This is a genomic window from Algoriphagus chordae (genome assembly GCF_003254055.1).
In the GTDB taxonomy this organism is placed as follows: Bacteria; Bacteroidota; Bacteroidia; order Cytophagales; family Cyclobacteriaceae; genus Algoriphagus; species Algoriphagus chordae.
In genome coordinates this window covers 157,654-180,059 of record NZ_QKZT01000002.1, presented here as the reverse complement: position 1 = coordinate 180,059, position 22,406 = coordinate 157,654, and the positions used below count along the sequence as shown (strand labels likewise).

Here is a 22,406-nt window from a genome sequence, read left to right as displayed (position 1 = left end):
AACTATATAGTGCCTACTTAATAACCTGGGTTTTGCTTTAGGCTTGGGTTGGCGTTGATTTGCTGAAGAGGTATAGGGAAAAGCTGTCTAAATTCTTGAGAAGATTCTTTTTCCCACCAAGGAAGCAAGAACTTGCCAAAGCGGATCATATCTGTTCTTCTGCTTGCTTCTGCAAACATTTCAAAGCCTCTTTCTTCATAGATTGCATCAGCAGTGATTGTAGCAAGAGGAGTAAGACCAGCTCTAGTTCTCACTTGGTTCAATGCATCAAGTGCTTCTGCCATTTTACCCTGTCTGAATGCAGCTTCTGATTTGATTAGAATAATGTCGCCTAGTCTGAATAGCGGGTAATCATTACTCAATTCTTGTCCTGCTCCAGGAGCAAACTCAAATTTACCAACTCTTACACCTGCTTGTCTTAATGCATTTGGTGCAAGCATATTGATGTCCGGAGTGAAGGTAAGTGGAGGTCCGTCAGGATCATTTTCCTCAGCAGACAAATCTTCCAGTCTAGATCCATCTGATGAAAATTGTGGGCCCTCTAAGAAACTATTCTTTCTTATATCTTCATCGTCGAAATTATTATAAAACTCCTCCAAAGAAGCATAACCATTCCAAGGCTGTGCACTCAAATCAAATGTGTTCTGGTTCAGGTAATGCAAAGTCATCATGGCCAGGTTAAATCCTGCTGCATTGTTTTCATCATATGGAAGGGTAAGAATGTTTTCAGTGGAACCACCGTTTCTTGTCGCAAAGTTTGAGAAGAAATTAGAACTCAAAGAATACGGTCCTGAGATCACTTCGTTAGCAGCAGCTTCAGCATCAGCCCATCTTGGTGTGCCTGTATAGATCTCTGCATTGAGGTAAAGTTTTGCAAGCATTGCTTGGGCAGAATAGTAATTCAGTGTAGTCTTGGTGTCTGCTTTTGCTAGCAAGTCGATGTTTTCAAGGATAGAACTTTCGATGAAATCAAATACCTCTTGACGAGTATTATTCGTAGGATTGCCTCCAGTGGATTCCTCCGTTACAATAGGGACATTACCAAAGGAATCCAACAGCCATAGATAAGGAAGCGCACGCAATACCTTTAATTCTGCTACCAGCAATTCTACATCGGGGAAGGAAATAATCAAGTTGTTGATCTCTCCAATTGCAGTAAAGCAATAGTTCCATGAGTTGTTAAAAGCATCTTCAGATGTTCCCCAAGTATGACGGTGAACACGAAGCCAAATTCCTCCATCTTCCCAATCTGGACCTTTTTGAGGAATTGCCATTTCATCAGATGCTACTTCGTTGATAGACCAGATACTGTTGTGTCCACCCCAGCTTCCTACTATTCTAGAATAGGCAGAAGCTTTCAGTACCTCTACCAATTCGGGATTGTCACTATTTGCTACATCCTCAGGCGTGACACCGTCCAGTACTTCCTGGTCCAGTTCCCAGCAGGATCCCAGCAAGAATACCATTGGGATCACTAAACAGATTTTACTTATATATTTTAACATAGCTCTGTTATTATTTTAATTATTTGAAATTTAGTGTTACACCCAAAGTGAAGGATCTCGTCTGGAAGTAAGTGTTTCTTCTCTCAATTCCAGGAGACAATGAAGTGGTAAAACCATCGCCATTCTCAGAGTCTGTTACTCTAACCTCTGGGTCAATACCTGTGTAATCAGTAATTGTAAACAGGTTTTGCGCTGCAAAATAAACTCTGAATGCATTCAAGTTTTTAGAAGAGGTTTTGAAGTTATAACCTAACTCCAAATTGTCCAATCTAATAAAGGATGCATCCTCAATATATGAGCTATTGAAGGTAGGGGTGGAGGTTACCACCTCAGTCTTTGTAGTATTCACTGAGTTCCAAGTATTGGATGAGGCATCTTGGTTTTCGTAGAATCCTCTATAAGAATTATATAGATCATGTCCCCAAGCTCCTCTAAAGAAGAAGCTGAAGTTCCACTGGTTCCATACGAAGTTGTTGGCAAAACCAAATTCTCCTTTAGGAAGTCCATTTCCTAATTTCTCAAATTCGTCAGGATTTGTAGTAGAAAGGATATATTGTCCATCTTCAGTCAGTCCTTCCAGTCTTGGGCCGTAGAAGTCACCCAGTGTCTGACCTACTCTGTTGTAGATGATTGGGTTGTTATTTTGGCCTGGAGCACCTGGCGTTGCAAATCTTAGCTCATCGAATCCTAAGTCACCTGCTGACAAACTCTCAATGGTAGTCTTGTCATAAAGTGTAAAGTTGAAAGATGGATGCCACATGATAGGCCCTAATTTGATATCATGGGCGCTCACTGCAAATTCAAATCCTGCAGCTCTTAGGTCAGCTAGGTTTACCCATGTAGAGGAAGCGGTGTTGAATCTTCCTGGGTCAAATGGGTTTGGAGCGCCAGTAGCTACTGGTACATTGAATAGTAGATCGGAGATGTTTCTTACATAGTAATCAACACTACCTGTTAATTTGTTATTCCACATTCCGAAGTCTAATCCCACGTCAATCTCACTTTTGGTTTCCCATTTGAGATCCTTGTTTGGATTTGAGTTTTGCACGATTCCTACATACACATCATTTTGAGTTAAGGGATCTCCGTCTAGATCAACTCTGTTTCCATTGCCATAGACACCAAGTGCCAAGGTAGGTGATGGAGGAAGGTTACCTGTGATACCGTAAGAAACTCTAGGCTTGAATTGGCTGAAAATACCCATGTTGAAAAACTGGGTGAAGTCAGCGCCTAAACTTACTGCCGGAAAAACGCCAGTTTGGTTGTTCGCTCCAAATCCAGAATAAGTCTCAGCTCTTACTGAAGCTGAAAGGAATATTCTATTGCGCCAGTTGAAGTTTGCTCTACCAAAGAGAGAGTTAAGTTGATCTTCGTTTGCATAGGAAGCTACATCTGTACTATTACCAAGTCTGATAGAACCAGCACCCAAATTGTCCCATCCTAAATCAAATAAATATTGCTTAACTCTAGCGTTAAATCCTTGGTTTTCTGTTGACTGGGTAGCGACACCACCGAGTAGCGTCATGTTCAGTCCATCAGAAAGGTCAATTTCATACCGTAGGGTTGATTCAAATATTTTCTGCACTCTATCATTAGTTCTTCTCTGCGCAGAACCTCCTGTACCAAGGCCTACGTTATAGTCTAATCTTGACCAGAAATCACCTGAAAGTGTATTGCTTCGGTCTTGAGAATATTGAGCTGAAATAGTCAGGTTTGGTAGAATGTCAAACTCAGCTCTATAAGATACTAAGGCTGATTTAGTCTCAGAGATAAACTTCTGCTGGTTGGCTAAGGCTACTGGATTGTAGAAATCAAATAGGTCTCTTTGGAAATAGCCACCAAATCTCTCTTGTGCATCTTGAGTGTCCTCAAATATGGGAGCAGTAGGATTGTACAGAGTAGCATATCTGAAGGCTGCGTCATTGATAGAATTAGCCTCAATATTTGTAAAGGATAGATTCACATTCAATCTCAAGCGATTGTTTATTGCTCCTTGGGAGACATTTATTCGAGTGTTAAGACGCTCGTTGGAAACACCGTTTACAATTCCCTGATTATCTCTGTAATTGACTGCTGCCATATAGTTCGTGTTATTGAAACCACCGGATATGCTGGCATTAGTAGTGTAAGAAAATGAATCGTCAATTAACTCATTTCTCCAATCAGTGTCACTACCAAAATCAGTTCCTCCTCTTGCAACAAATTCGTCAGCAGAAAGAATTGGGATCAAATTAGTAGCTTGATTCATTGTGCCAAAGGCATTAATGGAGACGTTAGCAATTCCGTCTTTCTTGTTCTTTTTAGTAGTAGTGATCAGAATCACACCTGAAGAACCTCTAGCTCCGTAAATTGCTGCAGCAGATCCATCTTTCAATACGTCGATAGATTGAATGTCATTTGGATCGACATTGTCTATAGAAGCTCCGATCACCCCATCCAAGACCACCAAAGGAGAGGAGTTAGCTCCAAAAGTGGAAAGACCTCGTAGTCTTACATTGAAGCCAGCATTTGGGCTGCCTCCTGGACGTGTAATGGATAGACCTGCCACCTTGCCTTGAAGCAATTGAGCAGGATTAGAAATGTTACCCTTGTTAAAGTCTTCAGGCTTCACTGCGACCACTGCCGAAGTCAATTCTTTCTTGTCCTGAGAGCCATAACCGATTACAACAGCCTCTTCAAGACTTTGTATATCTTCTTCTAGGTTAATGATGAATTCGGTTTTCGATCCGATTTCCACTTCCTTGTTTGCATATCCAATAAATGATACAACAAGGATCTGATCACCAGCTTGGAGATCTAAAGTGAACTTTCCATCGATATCTGAAGCAGTTCCACGTGTAGTGCCCTTCACCATAATGGTAGCGCCAGGAACTGGCCCATCCAGGTTTGCATCTAAGATGGTTCCCGTGATAGTCCGGGACTGGGCGTTTGCGACGAGCGAAGCACTGGTGACCAGTAGCATCACAAGCAGCAACGTCTTGATTTTTAGTAAATAGTTTCTCATAAGGTTTGATTGTTAAATACAATATGAAATAGATATGGGATCATATATTTCTAATCTAAAGTGTGGTATTAATTTTAATTTTGCAATTATTAACATTTCCCTTAAAATAGAATGGAAAAAATCGATTTAACAGAACAATGAATTATTTGTTTAATACTTATCAAAACAATTGATTTGTTGTAAGAATGGTAATGGAAATCGTTTTCCTTTTTCGAAAAGTCACGAAATCGGTTTTTTTTTAAAAAATTGAAAAAAAAGTGCCTTTCATTTTCCATGGCTTTTTTAGAGAAAAAACATATTTAAAATTTTTAGGAAAGTCTTGTTATTAAATAAAAAGTTAGCATTTGTTTTCTGCAGATAGAATGAAACTAGGATTGGATGATTCTCTTATTTCGTATGATAAATCCTGTTAGTTTGTTCCTAAATCATCTTAAAACTTTTGACTAGAAAAGGTCGTTTTTGAAAAGCTGATTATCTTGAGGTACAAACCGACTTTTATGAAAAAACAAGTACTCTTAATTCTTGTCTTATGTATTTCTTTTACGGTGTTACTTTTTGGCAATCCGGCAAATGCCCAAGGAATCAAGGGAAAAGTGACGACCGCCGATGGGGAACCACTGGCTTTTGCCTCAGTCTATGTTAGAAATCTCGGAGATGGGGTGCCTACCAACGAAGAGGGGAATTACGAATACAAGCTCAAGAAAGGTGTATATGATGTGCTGGTGCAATACCTTGGATACAAATCCCAGCTCGAAACGATCATCATCACCGATGAATGGGTAGTAAAAGACTTTGTGCTGGTTCCGCAAGAATACACCTTGGCCGAGGTAGAAGTAAAGGCAGGTGCAGAAGATCCAGCACTCACCATCATGCGTAAAGCTATCGCGAAAGCCAAATATCACCGGCTGCAAATACAGAAATACAGCATGACCGTCTATCTCAAAGGAACCGGGAAATTGACTGATGCTCCTTTCTTTCTTCGCAAAACCATAGAAAAAGAGGGTCTCAAGCTCAACGAAGATTATACTTCTGAGTCCGTGTCGAGAATTATCTTCACCCAGCCCAATAAAGTGGAGGAAAAGGTGATTTCTATCCGAACCAACGGTGATAATCAATCCACCTCGCCTGCGCCATATATTCAGACTACTTTCTACCAAGAGAAAATCAACGAGATCATCTCACCGCTTTCTCGCTCAGCTTTTCAGTATTATAAGTTTCACTATGAAGGAAGCTTCTTTGATCAGAATGTCATGGTCAATAAGATCAAAGTGACTCCTAGGTCTCGAGGGGAACAGGTATTCGAAGGCTTTATTTATATTATTGAGGATTTGTGGGCAATCCATAGTTTGAACCTGCAGACTTCTTATTTGGGATTTAAAATCCAGGCCAAGCAGCAATATGCCCCGGTAGCAGATAATGTCTGGATGCCCCTGACGCATACCTATGATTTTGGAGGTAAAATTTTCGGTTTTGAAGGCAACTTCAAGTATCTAGCTTCTACCCGAGAATACGAAATAGAATTGAATCCTGATCTTGAACTCGTGCCTGAAATCATTGATGAAAAGGTGCAAGAAGTACCTGAGGAGGCTGAGAAGTTTGATAAGTCTGTATCTGCATTGGAACAGCTTGCAAAGGAAGAACCGAAAACACGCAAGGAATATAGAAAGCTGCTCAATGAGTACGAGAAGGAATCTCTGAAGGAGCAAAAAGAGCCCGAGGTGATCCAGGAGAGCTATTATGAAGTGGATTCCATGGCCAAAAAGTACGGTCAAGCCTATTGGGATAGTATTCGTCCTGTGCCGCTGACTGAGAGTGAGATTGAAGGGTACCGACGTGATGATAGTGTTGCTACTGTGGAGGCAGCTAAGATGAGCGATGTGGATTCGGTGGCTAAAAAGGCTAAACGAAAATACAAGGTCCTAGATTTTATGAATGGTGCTTCCTATCCCTTAGGGAATGGAGTTTCTATTGGCTTTAAGCAAAACTGGACTAAGATTTCATTCAATACCTTGGAAGGATTCAAGCTTGGAATGGGACTGTTTTATCGGAAACAATCAGAAACGCTTCTCGCTGATAGCGTCAATTTCCATAGAAAGAGCTTCAATATAGAGCCTGAACTACGGTATGGTTTCTCAAGTAATCGATTCTATGGAAAAGTAGATTTCAGATGGTCCAGTACATTGCCTGTTTCTGGAACTACCTTCGGAGTGAAAGGGGGAAGATATATCTATCAATTCAACGGTGGAGAACCAATCAACGAGCAGGTAAATGCACTGTATTCCCTGTTTTTCAGGCAAAATTACATGAAGCTTTATGAGCAGACTTTTGCGCAAGCCTATTGGGCACATAAGGTAAATGGAGGGCTTACATATAGAGTAAACATGACTTATGCCCAGCGAAGGGAGTTGTTTAACACAAATAATTATAGTTTCTATAATAAGTCGGGCCGGGAGTATAGTTCTAACCAGCCAGAGAATGTGGAAACTGATCAAGAATCATTTGCTGATCATGATATACTAAAGCTTAATGCTGAAGTGGAATGGCGACCTGGAATAAAATATGGGATAAGGAATGGTCGAAAATATGCTTTGAATGATCGATCTCCTTTGATAAAATTCACTTACAATAAGGCATTTGGTGGAATCAGTAGCGATGGGACTGCAGCGGATTTCGATCATGTAGAACTCGGCATCCAGCATAATTACAGTTTTGGAGTCAGTGGAAAGCTAGATTTTAATCTTTCCGCAGGAGCCTTCTTGTCCAATGATCAGGTGTATTTTCCGGATTTTCAGCACTTCGGAGGAAATCGAACGATATTCTCCAACTTTGGTCCAGCCTCCAATTATCGTTTTATGGACTATTATAAGTACAGTACCAGCTCAAAGTATTTCTCAGGGATAGTGCATTATCAGTTTAGGAAATTTCTCTTCACGCAATTGCCAATGCTGAGATTTTCTGGTTTGAGGGAGAATATTTTCTTCAATTATTTGAAAACCGACAATTCCCCGAATTACTGGGAAGTTGGTTATTCACTAGATAACCTCTTCAGGATATTCAGACTGGAAATGGGCGCTGGATTTGAAAACGCGAATTTTCTTCGAGGTGGAGTAAGGTTTGGGGTTGCCACTTTTATCCAAATTCAATAGCCAGTCAACTCATCAAAAAAGTTTACTGATATACCCTAACCCAATCCACGATCATTTGAACGGGGAGATGTTCTGGATTTGCTTTTCCCACCCAACTACCTTCTAGCTGCATATCGATCATCAGGTAGAATGACTGATCATAGGGCCACTGACTTGGATCTACGCCTAGGATTCTGGGATAAGTAAAGGTCTCTTTGCCATTCAGGGTGAAAACCAGTTTTTCTGGATACCATTCCAGTCCAAATGTATTGTACACATCCTTATCAAATGCAGCAGTGCCTCCATGCGGGGGCTTGTTTGTTTGGTGCAGTTCTAGGGTGTAGTAGGAATGCGTTGTTTGGTAAATGATGTCCTCAAAATTGATATGCTCCATGATATCAATCTCTCCATTCTTGGGATACTTGCCATACTTATTCTTTTCGGCAAGCAACCACATTGCCGGCCAAGCGCCTTGGGCAGAGCCCAGCTTCGCACGAATTTCTATTTTGCCGTACTGATAGGCAAATTTCCCCTTGGTGTAGATTCCGCCGGTTAGATATGGCCTTTCATCTACAGGATTATTCTGATTGACGATTCCATTGAGATAGACTTTTCCATCTTTGAAATCATAACAACGCTCATCGTCACTCATGTAATTACCCCAGTCAGCCTTATTTGGAGGGATCTTCGTCCACTTGCTACCATCCAAGGAGTCCAGTTCAAATTCATCCTGCCAGACTAATTTCCAGTCTTTAGTTTCTCTTTTTGGCTTTTGGATTAGCATATATTCCTCTGCCAGCTTGTAGGGTTTGGGGGAGCAGGAGACTACTGCAAGAATCAGGATTGTTGCGAATAGGTTTTTCATGTGCGGTGTTGGCATTTTTAATTTCTTTACTTGTTCCAGCATGTATATTCTCAAAAAAATCAGAAAGTCAATTTATTGATCCCGTCAGATACGCTAGCCTAGCGAAATGAGGATAAAAATGTTTTAAAAAAGTAAACCTCGGTTTGTGACCGAGGTTTGTTTGGATTAGACTTTCATGATTTCCACTTCTTTCTTTGCTAGAAGCTCATCTATTTTCGTCGAATATTGATCTGTGAATTTTTGGACTACTTCCTCAGCTCTTTTGATTTCATCTTCTGCAGCGCCATCCTTTTGCAGCTTTTTCAACTCGTCATTGATGTCTTTGCGTACAGTTCTTAGTGAGATTTTTCCTCCTTCACATTCATGTTTTGCCTGCTTCACTAGAGAAATACGTCTTTCTTCAGTAAGCGTTGGAATCGTCAGGATGATCATTTCTCCATTGTTTTGAGGAGCTAGTCCCAAATCAGAGTTGATGATTGCTTTTTCGATTTCTGAGATCAAAGAACGCTCAAAAGGTTTGATAGCAAGGGTACGAGCATCAGGAGTATTGATGGAAGATACTTGATTCAAGGGCGTTTTAGCACCGTAATACTCTACCATTATTCCGTCTAGTAAGTTAGGCATTGCTTTGCCTGCACGGATTTTCAAAAGCTCAGCGGAAGTGTGATCCACTGCTTTTTGCATCAATTCTTTTGCTTCGTCTAAGTATAATTCGATTTCTTCCATGGTTATTAGCTTAAAGAAGTGATCAAAGTACCTATTTCTTCACCTTGTACCAGGCTGCTGAGATTGCCCGACACATTCATATCAAATACGATGATTGGTAGGTTGTTCTCCTGGCAAAGGGTAAATGCCGTCATGTCCATGACATTTAGGTTCTTCTCATACACTTCGTGAAACGAAATGGTTTTATATTTTGTGGCAGTAGGGTCTTTTTCCGGGTCAGCAGTATAGACTCCATCCACTCTAGTTCCTTTCAATACAATATCGGCTTCTACCTCTATAGCTCTCAAACTTGCAGTAGAATCCGTGGTGAAATATGGATTGCCAATTCCAGCTCCGAAAATCACAATACGACCTTTTTCTAGGTGTCGGATAGCTCTTCTACGAATAAATGGCTCACAAACACTTTCAATTTTGATACCAGACATCAAGCGTGTGTACATGCCACCTTGCTCTAGTGCACTTTGCAGTGCCATTGCATTGATCAAGGTAGCCAGCATGCCCATGTAGTCGCCTTGAACTCTGTCAATACCAGATTGTTCGGCTTGTACGCCTCTGAAAATATTGCCACCTCCGATGACGATCGCTACTTCTACACCCATGTCATGTACTTTTTTGATCTCGCGTGTGTATTGCTGAAGTCTTTCTGGATCGATGCCGTAACTCTTTTCACCCATTAATGCCTCACCGCTGAGCTTGAGCAGTATTCTCTTGTATTTCATGTGTATGTAATTTGCTTTTTCAAAGGCCAAATGGAATCTCGCAACTAGGATGACAACAACTCTGGGTGATGCCCTGTGGTATGCTCGATTTCATGTGTTTGCTGTTGTTTTTCAGAGGTTATTTATCGCTATTGTTTTACTGCGATTATTTGAGGCGTATTATTCCCAGCGTGCGGCTAACTAGCATTAGCAAATTGACTGAAAAAGGATCGGTTGATTGCCGATTTGCACTAAATAATCCGACAAATATAATTTCTTCAATTCATAATGCTAGGCTTAAACTCTAAAATTGAATCAAGACTTGGTTTTTTTCTACACTTTGATTCAGAGAGACTTTTACAGACTTCACCAGTCCATCACCTGGAGATTTCAGGATGTTCTCCATTTTCATGGCTTCCAAGATGAGTAGCACGTCTCCTTTTTTTACTTCATCGCCAGGTTTTACTTTCAGATCCAATATGAGTCCCGGCATCGGAGCTTTTACTTCTTTCAGAGCTTGGGATGCCATATTGTTCATTCCCATTTGTTCCAGAAGTATATCAAATCTATCTTGGAGTTGGAGACTTGAGACCTTGTTTCCAAACTTGATTTGGATGGTTTTTGCCTCTTTGTCTAGGGAGATTAACTCGGCTTCTACGGACTTATTTTCATAAATCAGGTGAATTTTTCGATCTGAAATCCACTGAAGATCCCAATCAATCGTTTTGCTATTTACTTGAATAGTATCCTCGGTTTTTTCTACCGAATAGCTTTTATTTTGGATGGTAACTGTAAACATTCATGTTAATTTGAAGCCGAATATACAATTTCCCATAAAACCGATTCTTTTTCATACGTTTTAAATATGAATCAATTGACAATCTTAACCCCAAGCGCAAGAGGGCGATCTCTCATATTTCCAGCCATTTTTTCACTGCTTTTATCCTTTGCATGCAAATCGAGCCAAGTGCCTGAACTCGGTGAATTCGAATATCAACTAAGTGAAATTACGGGAGAGGAAATAGATAGCACAGCCGTAAAAGCCTTGATTGCACAGAAGGAGCAGGCAATAGCCAGGTATAAACCTTCCGCAAAAAAGGACTTTGATATTTTGCATACTGACCTAGATCTCTCTTTTGACTATCAGCTTCAAACTGTAATAGGGAAGGCTGAATTAACGATAAAGCCATTTTTTTACCCAAGTCAGGAACTGATACTTGATGCGCAGGATTTTGAGCTGGATGAAATATTTTTCATACAAAAGGGAAAAAGAGAATCTGTCAGCTATGAGTATGATGAGGTTAAAATACATATACATCTGCCAAGGGTCTTGACCAAGGCGGATACTTTTCGAATTGCCTTCGATTATACCGCATTTCCGGAGAGAAATGCAGGTGGTGGGAGTGAAGCTATCACGGATACCAAAGGACTTTATTTTATAGATCCCCTGGACACAGTTCCGGATAAGCCTACTATGATCTGGACTCAGGGGGAGACGGCACATAATTCCAAGTGGTTTCCTACGATAGACTCTCCCAATGACAAATTTACTCAGCTGATCAAATTGACTGTAGCTGACAGTTTGCTGACCATAGGTAATGGCGAATTGATCAAACAGGAGGATCTAGGAGCTGGTTTTAGGAAGGATTTCTGGGAAATGAAGCTACCGCATTCTGCTTATTTGGCGGCCTTTGCCATAGGTGATTTTGGTAAAGTGGAAGATAAATGGGAGGATATTCCCTTGGGGTATTTTGTGGAAAAAGGCTATGAAAAGGGAGCTGAAAAGGTCTTTGAAAATACGCCAGAAATGATTGGTTTCTTTTCAGATTTACTAGGAGTTCGGTATCCTTGGCCTAAGTATGATCAGATAGTTGTTAGGGATTTTGTGTCAGGAGCGATGGAGAATACTACCGCTTCGATTTTCATGGAAGAACTGCGTCTCAATGAGCGTGAGGCCATAGATTCTGAATGGGATTATATCATTGCGCATGAGCTTTTTCACCAGTGGTTTGGGGACTATGTGACTACAGAATCCTGGGCCAATATCACGCTGAATGAAGGTTTTGCTAACTACAGTGAGTTTCTCTGGAATGAATATAAGTATGGCATAGATGAAGCTAAGCTGAAGCTGATTGCTGAGACAGAGAATTACTTTATGGAGGCTGAGACAAAGGAGGAAGACCTAGTCCGCTTTGAATATGATAATGCTGAAGACTTGTTTGATTCGCATAGTTATTCCAAGGGGGGAGCCATCGTACACATGCTTCGAGAATACCTGGGACAGGAAGCTTTTTATGTGGGGCTACATGATTACCTGGAGGAACATGCTTTTGAAAATGTGGAGGTAAATGACCTCCGAATGGCATTTGAAAGAGTAAGTGGAGAGGATTTGAATTGGTTTTTTAATCAGTGGTTTTTGGCCAAAGGTCATCCTGAACTTCATTTTGAGCTGGACTATTCTGATCAATCTAATGTGCTGGTTTCCGTGAGGCAAGAGCAAGATTTAGCATCTAGACCGCTGTATCAGCTTCCATTGGAGCTGAGTTGGTATGATGGTGCCAAGCGAAAAAGCAAAAGAGTGATGATGACGAAGGCATTTCAGCAATTTGCTTTGGAGAATGAAGATCCTGTGGATTTGGTGTTTATCGATGAAGAGAAAAATCTGCTTGCTAAGAAGTTTGTCGACATGACGGCTGATCAAATGCGTCAGCAATTCAGAACAAGCAAATACGGTATTTCCAGATATGAGGCGTTGGATAGTTTGGTGTCATGGGATGCGCTGACTGAGTTAGAATCCATAATGCCTGATGCCCTAGAAGATGAATTTTGGGCTGTACGCGAATCAGCCTTATTTGTGCTACAAGGGAACTCAGAATGGCTGGAGGATTTTCCGGAATTGGCTCGAAAGATTGCTTATATCGCTGAGCATGATGAAAGAAACTCTGTTCGCGCAGGAGCGCTGGATGTACTTTCTGCTTTTTCACCAGATGCTTATTACGACACTTTTCTGGAATTAGCTGCTGATTCTTCCTATTTGGTTGCTGGGTCTGCACTGACAGGCTTGGTTGGTATGGAGTCGCGAGTGCTAGATGCAGAAATAGTGGAAGGTTATGCAGATGAGAACAACTTCCGTATCGTAATCCCAGTAGCTGATTATTACATAATTAACGCTATTCCTGCTAAGGGAAAATGGTTTATGCTGAAAGCTAAATCTATTTCTGGAGAAGGTTTGTACTATTTCATGGGGTATTTTTCAGAGTATTTCAGTCGTTTTCCAGAAGAAGGTTCAGAAGAGGCAGTTGAATTTTTGCTGGAAAAAATGAAAAATGATTCGAGAAGCTATCTACGTATGGGGGCATTTCAGAGCTTATTGATTTTTTCGGAGGACCCAGAGATTTTGAAGAGAATTGCTGCGGTAGCGAGCCAAGAAACGGACAATGAGTTGATATTGTACTACGATTATTTTTTAGATGCGAGAAAAGATGAAAATTAATGCCTTGATTTTTAATTGTTTGGAAAGAAAAACAACAAAATCTCATCAAATTTGAAATGCATGTTTTGAATCTTTAATAAAAGCCTATAATTTTGCCATCCGTTACGATAGAAAAGCCCGAGAAAAAGGGCTCGAAAAGTAGCACTAGTTGGGGGAATACCAAAGCGGCCAACTGGGACGGACTGTAAATCCGTTGACTTAAGTCTTCATAGGTTCGAATCCTATTTCCCCCACACCATTGCCGGAATGCAAAATTTTTTTCTAATTTTGCAGGGCGAAAAAAGATCTGGATAAGACCAGATTGAAATGGAAGTAGCTCTCCAGAGTATTAGCCGCAAGGTGAAGTGCTTAGAGGTAGAGCGGCCAGAGATAAATTTTATCTCGAAAGATTACAAGCGGGAGTAGCTCAGTTGGTAGAGCGGCAGCCTTCCAAGCTGCAGGTCGCGGGTTCGAGCCTCGTCTCCCGCTCTGTGTTTTCGAAAGAAAGCATAAGAGAGTCTAAGCCGACGTAGCTCAGGGGTAGAGTACTTCCTTGGTAAGGAAGGGGTCAGGGGTTCAAATCCCCTCGTTGGCTCATTCGGCTTAATTAGGAAAAAAAATTAAATATATCTTTAAACTTAAACTGAGGATTTTCACGCATGGCAAAAGCACAATTCGACCGTTCCAAGCCGCACGTTAATATCGGTACGATTGGTCACGTAGATCATGGAAAGACCACTTTGACTGCTGCCATCACTACCGTACTGGCTAGTAAGGGTCTATCTGAATTAAGAGACTTTTCTTCTATCGATAACGCGCCAGAAGAAAAAGAAAGAGGTATCACCATTAACACCTCTCACGTAGAATATCAAACTGAAAACAGACACTACGCTCACGTAGATTGTCCAGGTCACGCTGATTACGTTAAGAACATGGTAACGGGTGCTGCCCAGATGGACGGCGCTATCCTAGTGGTAGCGGCTACTGACGGACCAATGCCTCAGACTAGAGAGCACATCCTTTTGGCTCGCCAAGTAGGTGTACCTCAGCTAGTAGTATTTATGAATAAAGTGGATATGGTTGATGATCCTGAGCTTCTTGAGCTTGTGGAGATGGAGATCAGAGAGCTACTTTCTTTCTATGAATTTGACGGTGACAACATCCCAGTGATCGCTGGTTCTGCACTAGGTGCATTGAACGGTGAAGAAAAGTGGGTTGATACTGTAATGGAATTGATGGCTGCTGTTGATTCTTATATTCCTCTTCCAGAAAGAGCTATTGACAAGGACTTCTTGATGCCTGTAGAAGACGTATTCTCGATCACTGGTCGTGGTACTGTAGCTACTGGTAGAATAGAAAGAGGAGTTGTTAACTCTGGAGAAGCGGTTGACATTATCGGTATGGGTGCTGAAGGACTTAAGTCTACAGTTACTGGTGTTGAGATGTTCCGTAAGATCCTTGACAGAGGTGAAGCTGGTGACAACGTAGGTCTATTGCTAAGAGGTATTGAAAAATCACAAATCAAACGTGGTATGATTATCTGTAAGCCAGGATCTGTAACTCCTCACGCTCACTTCAATGCTGAAGTTTACGTTCTTTCTAAAGAAGAAGGTGGACGTCACACTCCATTCTTCAACAAATACCGTCCACAGTTCTACCTTAGAACTACAGACGTAACTGGAGAGATTATGCTTCCAGAAAACGTTGAGATGGTAATGCCAGGTGATAACGTGACTATCGAGGTGACTTTGCTTAACGCAGTTGCTCTTGAGAAAGGTCTTCGTTTTGCGATCCGTGAGGGTGGTAGAACAGTAGGAGCTGGTCAGGTTACTGAAATCCTTGACTAATTATCAATCACAGATTGACTAAGTAATATAATGCGATCTCAAATTATTTTGGGATCGCATTTGTTTCTTTAGTAATCAATACCTAATTTTGCGTTCCCATTAGCGGGGCGTTCATTTACACGGGCATAGTTCAACGGCAGAATAGCGGTCTCCAAAACCGTTGATGGGAGTTCGAATCTCTCTGCCCGTGCCAGTAAGTTAAGTACACTATGAATCTGAAAAACTTTGTTCTAGAATCTTATGATGAGATGGTAAATAAGGTCACCTGGCCGAAATTTTCATTTCTTCAAAATAGTGCAGTATTGGTGTTAGTCGCCTCTCTGATCTTCGCCCTATTCATCGGTGTGGTAGATTTGGGATTCGAGAACATCATGAAATGGTTTTATGATTTATTCTAATTGAATTGACATTACAGAATGGCTGAACATAAATGGTACGTACTCAGAGTAGTAGCGGGACAGGAGAAAAAAACTAAAACCTATTTGGATAATGAAATTTCCAGACAGGAAATAGGGGATTTTATTCCAGAAGTCTTAATACCCTCTGAGAAGGTATATGAGATGCGCAACGGTAAAAAGCGTGTGAGAGAGAGAAACTTCTTTCCTGGCTACGTTTTAGTTAATGCGGATCTCTCGAATGGTGAGGCCAATCACGTAATTACAAGTATTCCGGGAGTAATCGGTTTCTTAGGATCTAGCTCAGGCGGGGCTTCCAAAACCCCTGAGCCTCTTCGTCAGTCAGAAATCAACCGTATTTTAGGTAAGGTTGAGGAGATTGATGAGTTCGCAGAGAAACTGGATACACCATTTATAGTCGGAGAGACTGTCAAAGTAATGGACGGTCCTTTCAGTGGATTTACCGGAACAATAGAGGAGATATTTGAGGAGAAGAAAAAACTTAATGTTATGGTTAAGATCTTCGGCCGAAATACTCCTGTTGAATTAAACTTTATACAAGTAGAAAAACAAGACTAAGCAATGGCTAAGGAAATCACTGGTTATTTAAAACTACAAGTGAAAGGTGGCCAGGCAAACCCGTCGCCTCCAGTAGGTCCAGCTCTTGGTTCCAAGGGTCTGAACATAATGGAGTTTTGTAAGCAGTACAATGCACGTACCCAAGATAAAATGGGTCAAGTGCTACCTGTATTGATTACAATCTACTCAGATAAGTCTTTTGACTTCGTAGTAAAAACACCTCCTGCAGCAAACATGTTGCTAGAGGCTGCGAAATTGAAGAGCGGATCTGCTGAACCAAACCGTAAGAAGGTAGGATCAGTAACCTGGGATCAGGTGAGAGAAATAGCAGCGGTAAAAATGCCTGACCTTAATGCTTTCAAAGTGGAGTCTGCTATGAAAATGGTGGCTGGTACAGCAAGAAGCATGGGAATCACAGTATCTGGTAAAGCCCCTTGGGAAGTATAAATAAAAAACAATGGCTAAGTTAACAAAAAAGCAAAAAGAAGCTCTTTCTAAATACGACCCAAGCCAAGTGTACTCCCTGGAGGCAGCTTCTACTATCGTGAAGGATATTACTATGACGAAGTTTGACGCTTCTGTAGATCTTGACATCCGTTTGGGTGTGGATCCACGTAAAGCTGATCAAATGGTAAGAGGCGTTGTTGCGCTTCCTCATGGTACAGGCAAAGACATCAAAGTATTGGTTCTTTGTACTCCTGACAAAGTAGCAGAAGCGACCGAAGCAGGTGCAGATTACGCAGGCTTGGACGAATACATCGCAAAGATCGAAGGTGGGTGGACTGACATTGATGTCATTATCACTATGCCTAACGTGATGGCGAAAGTAGGTAGATTGGGTAGAGTATTAGGACCAAGAGGTCTTATGCCAAATCCTAAATCAGGAACGGTTACGCTAGATGTAGCTAAAGCTGTAAAAGAAGTAAAAGCTGGTAAGATCGATTTCAAAGTAGATAAATTTGGAATTATTCATGCTGGTATAGGTAAAGCATCGTTCACTGCAGCGCAGATTGAAGAGAACGTAAAAGAGCTTATCCTTACTATTTCTAAGCTGAAGCCTTCATCATCTAAGGGAACGTATTTCAAGAGTATTTATTTATCCAGTACAATGTCTCCTGGGATTGCAGTGGACAAGGGTAGCATTCAAGGAATTTAATCATGACTAGAGACGAAAAGAAAGTAATAATCGACGGTCTTACTGAGAAATTTAAGGAAAACCCTTTCTTCTATATCACAGACGCTTCAGGTTTTTCTGTAGCTCAAGTGAATGCATTCCGAAGAGCTTGTTTTGAAAAAGGAGTAGAGTACAAAGTGTACAAAAACACCTTGATCAGCAAAGCATTGGAAAATTTAGATGCCGACTTTACGGAGTTGTCAGATAATGCACTGAAAGGATTCTCTGGAATTTTATTCTCAAAAGAGACAAGTAATCTTCCGGCAAACGTATTGCTGGATTTTAGAAAAAAAATAGGTAAAAAAGCAACGAAGCCAGCATTCAAAGGAGCTTCTATCGATGCAGATATATTCATCGGAGAAGAAAACCTAGTAATGTTATCTAAGTTGAAGTCGAAGGAAGAATTGTTAGGCGATCTTATCAGCTTGCTACAATCTCCAGCGATGAATCTTATCTCTGCATTGCAAAGTGGCCAGAACAATATTTCTGGTGTGCTTAGTACGCTTGCAGATAGAGAAGAAAAATAAGTTAAAAAAAATAATTCAAACAAATATTAAATTTCAAATACAATGGCAGATCTTACGCAACTTGCAGATCAGTTGGTAAACTTGACTGTAAAAGAGGTTAAAGAATTGACAGATATCCTTAAGGATCAGTATGGCATCGAGCCAGCTGCTGCAGGCGCAGTAGTTGTAGCAGGTGGTGGTGCTGGAGAAGCTGCAGCTGAAGAAGAGAAGTCGACTTTCGACGTTATCTTGAAAGCTGCTGGTGGATCAAAACTGGCAGTTGTTAAGCTTGTAAAAGAATTAACTGGTCTTGGTCTTAAAGAGGCAAAAGAACTAGTTGACTCTGCTCCTAAAGCATTGAAAGAAGGTGTAGCTAAGGACGAAGCTGAAGGCTTGAAGAAGTCTTTGGAAGAAGCTGGTGCTGAAGTAGAGATCAAATAATTTGCTGAGCCGCAACTATTAGGTTGGGGTTCACACCTAAGACCTGACTATTTTAGTCAGGTCTTTTCCTGTTTATGCACAGGTTTAAAATTGCATTATTCTAAGCGAAAATTGTAATTTATCGCTATTAATATTTCACCATAAACATACACTACCTTGGCTATCAAGAATCAAACCGAAAGGAAAAGTTTCTCCTCCATTAAGGTGGTCAAAAGCTATCCGGATTTTCTAGATATTCAGTTGCAGTCTTTCAAAGACTTTTTTCAACTGGATACGCCAGCAGAAAAACGCCGGGCAGACGGTTTATTTAAAGTATTCGCAGAAAACTTCCCAATCTCTGATTCAAGAGAAAACTTTACTCTTGAATTTATTGATTACGCAGTGGATCCACCGAAATATTCGGTGAGCGAATGCATTGACCGTGGCTTGACCTACTCTGTACCGTTGAAAGCAAAGTTGAGACTACTTTGCCATGACGAGGATAATGAAGATTTCGAAACGATTGAGCAAGAAGTATTCTTAGGTAATCTTCCGTATATGACCGAGAAAGGGTCATTTGTAATTAATGGTGCAGAACGAGTTATTGTTTCACAACTTCACCGTTCTCCAGGTGTGTTCTTTGCGCAAAGCAAGCACACAAACGGTACGAAACTTTACTCTGCCAGAATTATCCCTTTCAAAGGATCATGGATTGAATTTGCTACTGACATTAATAATGTCATGTATGCATACATCGACCGTAAGAAGAAATTCCCTGTAACAACCTTGTTACGATCTATTGGCTATGGCTCTGACAAAGATATTCTCGATTTGTTCGGTCTATCTGAGGAAGTCAATGCTACTAAGACCGCTATGAAAAAAGTGGCTGGGCGTAAGCTAGCTGCTAGGGTTCTAAGAACATGGGTAGAAGATTTCGTAGATGAAGATACTGGTGAAGTAGTTTCCATCGACCGAAATGAGGTGTTGCTAGAGCGTGATACCGTTCTTTCAGACGAAGACATTGAAATGATCTTGGAATCAGGTTCCAAAAGCATCATTCTCCATAGAGAAGATGTGAATGTGGCTGATTACTCTATCATCTATAATACATTACAAAAAGATAGCTCCAACTCTGAAAAAGAGGCTGTGGAAGTTATCTACCGTCAGTTGAGAAATACTGAAGCTCCTGATGAGTCTACGGCTCGTGAGGTGATTCATAGTTTATTCTTCTCTGACAAGCGTTATGATCTAGGAGAAGTTGGTCGTTACAGAATCAACAAAAAACTAGGTCTTGACATCGATTCTGCTAAAATCGTCCTTACTAAGGAAGATATTATCCATATCGTAAAATACCTTATTGGTCTTATCAACTCTAAAGCTGTGGTCGATGATATTGATCACTTGAGCAATAGACGAGTAAGAACTGTAGGCGAGCAGCTTTACAGTCAATTCGGTGTTGGTTTGGCTAGAATGTCTAGAACAATCCGTGAGCGAATGAACGTTCGTGACAATGAAGACTTTAAACCAGTCGATTTGATCAATGCACGTACGCTTTCTTCGGTGATCAATTCATTCTTTGGTACCAACCAACTTTCTCAGTTTATGGATCAAACCAATCCATTGGCTGAGCTGACTCACAAGAGAAGACTTTCGGCCTTGGGTCCAGGGGGTCTATCTAGAGAAAGAGCAGGATTTGAGGTTCGAGATGTTCACTACACGCACTACGGTCGTCTGTGTACTATCGAAACTCCAGAAGGTCCAAACATTGGTTTGATTTCTTCTCTTTGTGTGCACGCCAAAGTGAATTCAATGGGCTTCCTTGAGACTCCTTACCGTAAGGTGAAGGATGGCAAAGCAAGTATGAAGTCTGAGGATGTTCTATTCCTTACTGCTGAAGAAGAAGATGATCATAACATTGCACAGGCAAATGCTCCTTTGGACGAGTCTGGAAAGTTTATCAATGAAAAAGTAAAAGCGAGATTTGAAGGTGACTTCCCTGTGTTGGAACCATCCAAAATCACGTATATGGACGTTGCTCCTAATCAAATTGTATCTGTTGCGGCATCTTTGATTCCATTCTTGGAGCATGATGATGCCAACCGTGCATTGATGGGGTCCAACATGCAGCGTCAGGCAGTTCCTTTGTTGAAAGCTGAAGCACCTATTGTAGGTACTGGCCTTGAAGCAAAAGCTGCAGTAGATTCTAGATCACTGATCATTGCGGAAGCAAGTGGTGTAGTTGATTATGTGGATGCTAAGAAAATCACTATCAAGTATGATCTATCTGATGATGAGTTGTTAGTTAATTTCACAGATGAATACAAGTCTTATGACTTGATCAAATTCAGAAGAACTAACCAGGATACGACAATCAACTTGACTCCTTTGGTGCTGAAAGGCCAGAAGGTGAAAAAAGGTCAGGTTCTCGTAGAAGGTTACTCTACTAATAACGGTGAGCTAGCGCTAGGTAAAAACCTCAAAGTGGCATACATGCCATGGCAAGGATACAACTTTGAGGATGCGATCGTAATCTCTGAGAGAGTAGTAAGAGAAGATGTCTTTACTTCTATTCACGTGGAAGAATTCCAATTGGAAGTTCGTGACACGAAGAGAGGTGAAGAAGAATTGACTTCTGAAATCCCTAACGTCTCTGAAGAAGCAGTGAAAAATCTTGATGAGCATGGTATCATCGCGATTGGAGCTGAGGTCAAAGAAGGCGATATCATCATCGGTAAGATCACTCCAAAAGGAGAAACTGATCCTACTCCAGAAGAGAAATTGCTTAGAGCAATCTTCGGTGATAAAGCTGGTGATGTGAAAGATGCTTCCTTGAAAGCTTCACCTTCCTTGAATGGTGTGGTAATCGAGACTAAGCTTTTCGCAAGACCTAAGAAGGACAAAGACATCAGAGCTAAATCTAAAGCTGAGGTTGAAAAACTGAAGGGTAGATACTCTAAAGATCTATTGGCTCTTAGAGCTAGAATGATCAATAAGATGGTTACTATTCTAGAAGGCAAATCTTCTCAGGGAGTTAAGCATAAGTTTGGTGATGAGATCATCACTAAAGGTCAGAAGTTCAACTTGAAGAACATTGAGAATAACCTATTCCCTGCTAAGAATCCTTACAGAGATGAGAGTAATTACAATGTGCCAGAAGAAGCTAATCTAATTACTGATATCGTTCTTGACGATTGGACTAATGATGCTCACATCAATGGTTTGATTGTTGACCTTGTGAAAAACTACACCAACTCTAGAAATGAGATTGCGGGTACGTTCAAGCGAGAGAGATTTACGCTAGAAGTAGGTGATGAACTTCCTGCTGGTATCGTTCAACTGGCCAAAGTATACATCGCTAAGAAGCGTAAGCTGAAAGTAGGTGATAAGATGGCAGGTCGTCACGGTAACAAGGGTATCGTAGCAAGAATCGTAAGAGACGAGGATATGCCATTCCTAGAGGATGGAACTCCAATGGATATCGTATTGAATCCACTAGGTGTACCTTCTCGTATGAACATCGGTCAGATCTTTGAAACTGTATTGGCTTGGGCTGGACAGAAACTGGATAAGAAATATGCTACCCCAATTTTCGATGGTGCTTCTATGGAAGAGGTATCTCACGAATTGGAATTGGCAGGCTTACCAGCTTATGGACGTACCTACCTATACGATGGTCTTTCAGGTGTGAAATTCGATCAGCCTATTACAGTAGGTATTTCATACATGCTGAAACTGGGTCACTTGGTAGATGATAAGATGCACGCACGTTCAATCGGTCCATACTCATTGATCACGCAGCAGCCATTGGGTGGTAAAGCTCAGTTTGGTGGTCAGCGTTTCGGAGAGATGGAAGTTTGGGCACTGGAAGCATTCGGTGCATCACACGTACTTCAGGAGATCCTGACAGTGAAGTCTGATGACGTAATCGGTAGAGCAAAAGCTTATGAAGCGATTGTGAAAGGTGAAAACCTTCCTAAGCCTAATATTCCTGAATCATTCAACGTATTGGTTCATGAGTTAAGAGGTTTGGCTCTTGAAATTACCCTAGATTAATAAAGCGAATGGGCTCGCAAGAGCCCTTTACATATCT

At 41.1% G+C, this 22,406-nt stretch carries 16 protein-coding genes and 4 tRNA genes; 14 read left to right on the top strand and 6 right to left on the bottom strand.

Going from position 1 to position 22,406, the window contains the following annotated elements; all coding sequences use genetic code 11:
- Positions 1-17 precede the first annotated feature (17 nt).
- Together LV85_RS02825 and LV85_RS02820 are read right to left on the bottom strand one after the other, a co-directional pair.
- Positions 18-1,505: a RagB/SusD family nutrient uptake outer membrane protein gene (locus tag LV85_RS02825; RefSeq protein ID WP_111316668.1), complete on the bottom strand. Its 1,488-nt coding sequence runs from the start codon at positions 1,503-1,505 to the stop codon at positions 18-20.
- 19 nt (positions 1,506-1,524) lie between these two features.
- Positions 1,525-4,509: a SusC/RagA family TonB-linked outer membrane protein gene (locus LV85_RS02820; protein WP_111316667.1), complete on the bottom strand. Its 2,985-nt coding sequence runs from the start codon at positions 4,507-4,509 to the stop codon at positions 1,525-1,527.
- Between the two features lie 497 nt (positions 4,510-5,006).
- Here LV85_RS02820 and LV85_RS02815 point away from each other — a divergent pair, with 497 nt between their 5' ends.
- Positions 5,007-7,655 carry a DUF5686 and carboxypeptidase regulatory-like domain-containing protein gene (locus tag LV85_RS02815; RefSeq protein WP_111316666.1) on the top strand — a complete coding sequence of 883 codons (2,649 nt, stop codon included), beginning with the start codon at positions 5,007-5,009 and terminating at the stop codon, positions 7,653-7,655.
- 22 nt (positions 7,656-7,677) lie between these two features.
- On the opposite strand, the gene LV85_RS02810 is transcribed toward LV85_RS02815, so the two are convergent.
- From LV85_RS02810 to LV85_RS02795, 4 genes are all read right to left on the bottom strand, one after another.
- Complete coding sequence (locus LV85_RS02810) at positions 7,678-8,499, bottom strand: glycoside hydrolase family 16 protein (protein WP_111316838.1); 822 nt, start codon at positions 8,497-8,499, stop codon at positions 7,678-7,680.
- Between the two features lie 165 nt (positions 8,500-8,664).
- Positions 8,665-9,225, bottom strand: coding sequence for a ribosome recycling factor (frr, locus tag LV85_RS02805; RefSeq protein WP_111316665.1), 561 nt, complete (start codon positions 9,223-9,225; stop codon positions 8,665-8,667).
- Positions 9,226-9,230: 5 nt separating this feature from the next.
- The gene (gene pyrH / locus LV85_RS02800; protein WP_111316664.1) at positions 9,231-9,944 is read right to left on the bottom strand and encodes a UMP kinase; all 714 of its coding nucleotides are present in this window, start codon (positions 9,942-9,944) and stop codon (positions 9,231-9,233) included.
- 283 nt (positions 9,945-10,227) lie between these two features.
- On the bottom strand, positions 10,228-10,722 hold the full coding sequence (locus LV85_RS02795) for an acetyl-CoA carboxylase biotin carboxyl carrier protein subunit (protein ID WP_111316663.1): 495 nt from the start codon (positions 10,720-10,722) through the stop codon (positions 10,228-10,230).
- Between the two features lie 168 nt (positions 10,723-10,890).
- Here LV85_RS02795 and LV85_RS02790 point away from each other — a divergent pair, with 168 nt between their 5' ends.
- The 13 genes from LV85_RS02790 to rpoB all read left to right on the top strand — a co-directional run bounded on the left by LV85_RS02790 (position 10,891) and on the right by rpoB (position 22,369).
- Entirely contained in the window at positions 10,891-13,416 is a 2,526-nt protein-coding gene (locus LV85_RS02790; RefSeq protein WP_245942119.1) for a M1 family metallopeptidase, read from the top strand.
- Between the two features lie 150 nt (positions 13,417-13,566).
- Positions 13,567-13,649: transfer RNA gene (locus LV85_RS02785), tRNA-Tyr, on the top strand.
- 162 nt (positions 13,650-13,811) lie between these two features.
- Positions 13,812-13,884, top strand: a tRNA-Gly gene (locus tag LV85_RS02780).
- A 34-nt stretch (positions 13,885-13,918) separates the two neighbouring features.
- Positions 13,919-13,990: transfer RNA gene (locus LV85_RS02775), tRNA-Thr, on the top strand.
- A gap of 64 nt (positions 13,991-14,054) precedes the next feature.
- A complete protein-coding gene (tuf, locus tag LV85_RS02770; RefSeq protein WP_111316661.1) occupies positions 14,055-15,242 on the top strand; it encodes an elongation factor Tu in 1,188 nt (395 codons plus the stop codon).
- A 119-nt stretch (positions 15,243-15,361) separates the two neighbouring features.
- A tRNA-Trp gene (locus LV85_RS02765) sits at positions 15,362-15,435 on the top strand.
- Positions 15,436-15,451: 16 nt separating this feature from the next.
- Positions 15,452-15,640 carry a preprotein translocase subunit SecE gene (gene secE, locus LV85_RS02760; RefSeq protein ID WP_086543367.1) on the top strand — a complete coding sequence of 63 codons (189 nt, stop codon included), beginning with the start codon at positions 15,452-15,454 and terminating at the stop codon, positions 15,638-15,640.
- Between the two features lie 18 nt (positions 15,641-15,658).
- Positions 15,659-16,216, top strand: coding sequence for a transcription termination/antitermination protein NusG (gene nusG, locus LV85_RS02755; RefSeq protein WP_111316660.1), 558 nt, complete (start codon positions 15,659-15,661; stop codon positions 16,214-16,216).
- A 3-nt stretch (positions 16,217-16,219) separates the two neighbouring features.
- The gene (rplK, locus tag LV85_RS02750) at positions 16,220-16,663 is read left to right on the top strand and encodes a 50S ribosomal protein L11 (protein WP_111316659.1); all 444 of its coding nucleotides are present in this window, start codon (positions 16,220-16,222) and stop codon (positions 16,661-16,663) included.
- A 10-nt stretch (positions 16,664-16,673) separates the two neighbouring features.
- Positions 16,674-17,372, top strand: a complete 699-nt coding sequence (rplA, locus tag LV85_RS02745) for a 50S ribosomal protein L1 (protein ID WP_111316658.1) — start codon at positions 16,674-16,676, stop codon at positions 17,370-17,372.
- 2 nt (positions 17,373-17,374) lie between these two features.
- Positions 17,375-17,917, top strand: a complete 543-nt coding sequence (rplJ, locus tag LV85_RS02740; protein ID WP_111316657.1) for a 50S ribosomal protein L10 — start codon at positions 17,375-17,377, stop codon at positions 17,915-17,917.
- 42 nt (positions 17,918-17,959) lie between these two features.
- Positions 17,960-18,337: a 50S ribosomal protein L7/L12 gene (gene rplL, locus LV85_RS02735; protein ID WP_111316656.1), complete on the top strand. Its 378-nt coding sequence runs from the start codon at positions 17,960-17,962 to the stop codon at positions 18,335-18,337.
- A 156-nt stretch (positions 18,338-18,493) separates the two neighbouring features.
- Positions 18,494-22,369: a DNA-directed RNA polymerase subunit beta gene (gene rpoB, locus LV85_RS02730; RefSeq protein ID WP_111316655.1), complete on the top strand. Its 3,876-nt coding sequence runs from the start codon at positions 18,494-18,496 to the stop codon at positions 22,367-22,369.
- Positions 22,370-22,406 lie beyond the last annotated feature (37 nt).